General features: G+C 59.2%; 3 protein-coding genes. All 3 read left to right on the top strand.

All coding sequences use genetic code 11. From position 1 onward, the window contains the following. Positions 1–555, top strand: a 555-nt coding sequence (locus KHU33_RS25795; RefSeq protein ID WP_230414561.1) for a LemA family protein, incomplete at its 5' end; no start/stop codon positions are given. Positions 556–588: 33 nt separating this feature from the next. After that, entirely contained in the window at positions 589–2,574 is a 1,986-nt protein-coding gene (locus KHU33_RS25790; protein ID WP_211468352.1) for a M48 family metallopeptidase, read from the top strand. Between the two features lie 87 nt (positions 2,575–2,661). Continuing rightward, entirely contained in the window at positions 2,662–3,201 is a 540-nt protein-coding gene (locus KHU33_RS25785; RefSeq protein ID WP_211468350.1) for a TlpA disulfide reductase family protein, read from the top strand. Positions 3,202–3,361 lie beyond the last annotated feature (160 nt).

Below are 3,361 nucleotides of genomic sequence, written 5' to 3'. Positions count from 1 at the left end.
GTCATCGTATTTTGGGTGGTCGGTATCTATAACCGCCTGGTGAATTTCCGTAATCGTTTCAAGAATGCGTTTGCCCAAATCGACGTCCAGCTGAAACGCCGTTACGATCTGATCCCGAATCTGGTGGAAACCGCCAAAGGCTATATCAAGCACGAGCGCGAAACGCTGGAAGCGGTGATCGCGGCGCGTAATCAGGCGGTCAGCGCCAACGCCAAGGTCGGCGGCAACGCGACTGACGCCGCCGCCGTGCAGCAGATGGCCGCCAGCGAGGGCGTGCTCAGCGCCAGCCTGGGCAAGCTGTTTGCCTTGTCGGAAGCCTATCCGGATCTGAAAGCCAATCAGAACATGATGCAATTGACGGAAGAATTGACCGGCACGGAAAACAAGATCGGCTTTTCGCGTCAGGCATATAACGACAGCGTGATGGAGTACAACACCGCTATCGAACAATTCCCCGGCTCGATACTGGCCAATATGTTTGCTTTCAAGCAGGCCGAATTGCTGCAAGCTACCGAAGCGCCGGAAGAGCGCAAAGCGGTCAAGGTGACGTTCTAAGTTCCGCGCCTGAGCCTAGCTGAATTAGCGCGCATGACTTTCTTCGAACAGCAGCACCAGGCGCGTCAGGAAACCAGGAAACTGGTGTTCCTGTTTGTGCTGGCGGTGCTAGCGATCGTGGTGGCGGTCAATCTGGCGATGGCGCTGCTATGGACTTTCAAGTTCGGCAGCCATCATGGCGTCCTGCGCCAGTATCCACGGGGCTTCTTCGCAACCAATACCTTCATCACGCTGCTGCTGATCGGCGGCGGCACCCTGATCCAGACCTTCAATTTGCGCGATGGCGGCGACGCCGTGGCGCTGATGGCGGGCGGCCGTATCGTCTCGCCCGCCAGCGGCGATTTGCAAGAGCGGCGGCTGTTGAACGTGGTGGAAGAAATGGCGCTGGCTTCCGGCATTGCCTGCCCCAAGGTCTATCTGCTGGAACAGGAAGACGCAATCAATGCTTTTGCCGCCGGCTACAACCAGAATGAAGCAGTAGTGGCCGTCACGCGCGGCACCTTGAACCGGCTCACGCGCGATGAGTTGCAAGGCGTGATCGGCCACGAGTTCAGTCATATCCTGAACGGCGACATGCGCTTGAATATCCATCTGATCGGCGTCTTGTTCGGGATTCAGATGATTGCCGGCTTCGGCCAGCAACTGATGGGTGTCGGCCGCTACTGGAGTTCGCGTGATGACAAGGGGCCGCCGTGGCAACTGGTGCTGCTGATGGCCGGCCTGCTGCTATTCGTAGTCGGTTATATCGGCATCTTTTTTGGCCGCCTGATCAAGTCGGCGGTATCGCGCCAGCGTGAATTCCTGGCCGACGCCAGCGCTGTCCAGTTCACACGCAATCCGGAAGGGATTGGCGGCGCGCTGCGCAAGATCGGCGGTCTCACCGACGGCAAGAAAATCGGCTCGCAAATCAATCACCCCAATGCAGAACAACTCTCGCATCTGTTCCTCGGCAGCGCCCGCCCCAATTTGCTGAGCGGCTGGTTTGCCACGCACCCGCCGCTGGCTGAGCGCTTGAAACGTATCTACGGCCGCAGCATGTCAACACTCGAAGCGCCTGAGTTGACGACGCCACATGCCGCCAGCGTTGAGCGCATGGCGGATCTGCCCTTTACCACTAGCGCCACTGCCGCCACCTCTGGTTTGGCCGACGCTGCTGCAGTGTCAACGCCAACTCCGATTGCCGGCGGATCTTTGACGCCGTCGCTCGAATTCGGCAACAGCAGCGGCAAAACATCATCGTTGTCACCACAGCTCGATGGCGCGGTGCGCGATCCTGTCGCGGCTTGCGCTGTAGTCTATGCGCTGCTGTTGGGTGAGGGCGCAGAGCGCGATTCACAGCTGGCGTTGCTCAACCAAGAAGCGCCGCAACAGGCCGCCTTGACCACCTACCTGGCCGAGTCGATCGCACAATTGCCGCTCAGCGCCAGGCTGCCTTTGGTCGATCTGGCCGCGCCCGCGCTGCGTCAGCTGGCGCAACCCGAGCGCGACAAAATGCTGGCGCTGGCAGATCAGCTGATCGCCGCAGACAACCGCATCACGCTGGCCGAATTCGTGTTGCAAACCATCTTGACGCGCCGCCTGGCGCCGCGCGCCGGACGTCTGGTGCCGATCAGATTCAATCGTCTCGCCGAACTGAGCGGCGATGTCGCCGTGCTGCTGTCGCTGGTGGCGCACGTGGCGGCGCCGGCCAGCCATGCCGACGCTGTCGGCGCACGCCTGGCGGCTTTCCTGCGCGGCACGCAAGCCTGCTCTGAACTCAAACTCGCCGCCCAAGACTATTGCGACGGCGCCAGCCTCGGCTTTGCGCGGGTAAAGCTGGCGCTGGACCATGTCAATCAGCTGGCGCCGCTGGCCAAGCCGCAACTGGTCAAGGCTCTGCTCGCGGTGGCTGACGATGGCGCTGAATTGCAGATCGCCAGCGCCGACATTCTGCGCGCGATCTGTGCCGGCATCGAAGCGCCGATCCCGCCGGCGGTGGCCGCCACGTATCACGCCTATCCCTGGCAATTCGATAATTAATTACCAATCATTTCCCAGCTTTCGGCGAGCGTCCAATCAGATCGCTATAATGAACGTTCTCGGGTCTCGCCCGTATTGGATTCTGTCATGCAATCTCAAACTGAAAACACTGCCGGCAAACAGGACAGGCGGCTCTGGGTCAAGGCGGCAGCCGCGGTAGCGGTGGTTGCGCTGGCGCTGGCCGGTTATATGTCGATGTCGAATACGCATGCGGCGCCCGATGTCTCGTTTACCAATCTCAAGGGCGAACAGGTATCGCTAAAGAGCTTGCGCGGCAAAGTGGTGATGGTGAATTTCTGGGCCACCAGTTGCACCACCTGCGTCGCCGAGATGCCGCAAATGGTGCAAACCTACAATATGTACAAGGACAAGGGCCTCGACTATGTCGCGGTGGCAATGAGCTACGATCCGCCCAACTACGTCATGAACTTTGTGCAAACCCGCAGCCTGCCGTTCCAGGTCACGCTGGATACGCAAAGCAAGCTGGCCGATTCTTTCGGCGACGTCAAGCTGACGCCGACTACTTTTGTCATCGACAAGCAAGGCAATATCATCAAGCGCTACGTAGGCGCGCCCAAGTTTGACGAGTTGCACGCCTTGCTGAATAAGGCACTGGCGGCAGCATAAAAAAAGGCGCATCGAGCGCCTTTTTTTATGCCTGTGACCCGTCCTGAATTAGGTTGACACTTTTTCGATGAAGAGAAGGAGTGTCAAATGGAGCAAGAGATGCGGCGCAGCCAACGTGATTACAGCCTGGCTTTTAAATTGAGCGTTGTCGAGCAGGTAG

The sequence above is a fragment of the Collimonas silvisoli genome (assembly GCF_018305005.1).
Lineage (GTDB): Bacteria > Pseudomonadota > Gammaproteobacteria > Burkholderiales > Burkholderiaceae_D > Collimonas > Collimonas silvisoli.
Note: the sequence above shows the minus strand (reverse complement) of the source record. Positions and strands in the feature narration are given on the sequence as shown.

Coding starts and splice junctions, on each gene's coding strand:
- KHU33_RS25785 (WP_211468350.1), top strand. CDS start 2,662: ATGCAATCTCAAACTGAAAACACTGCCGGCAAACAGGACAGGCGGCTC.
- KHU33_RS25790 (WP_211468352.1), top strand. CDS start 589: ATGACTTTCTTCGAACAGCAGCACCAGGCGCGTCAGGAAACCAGGAAA.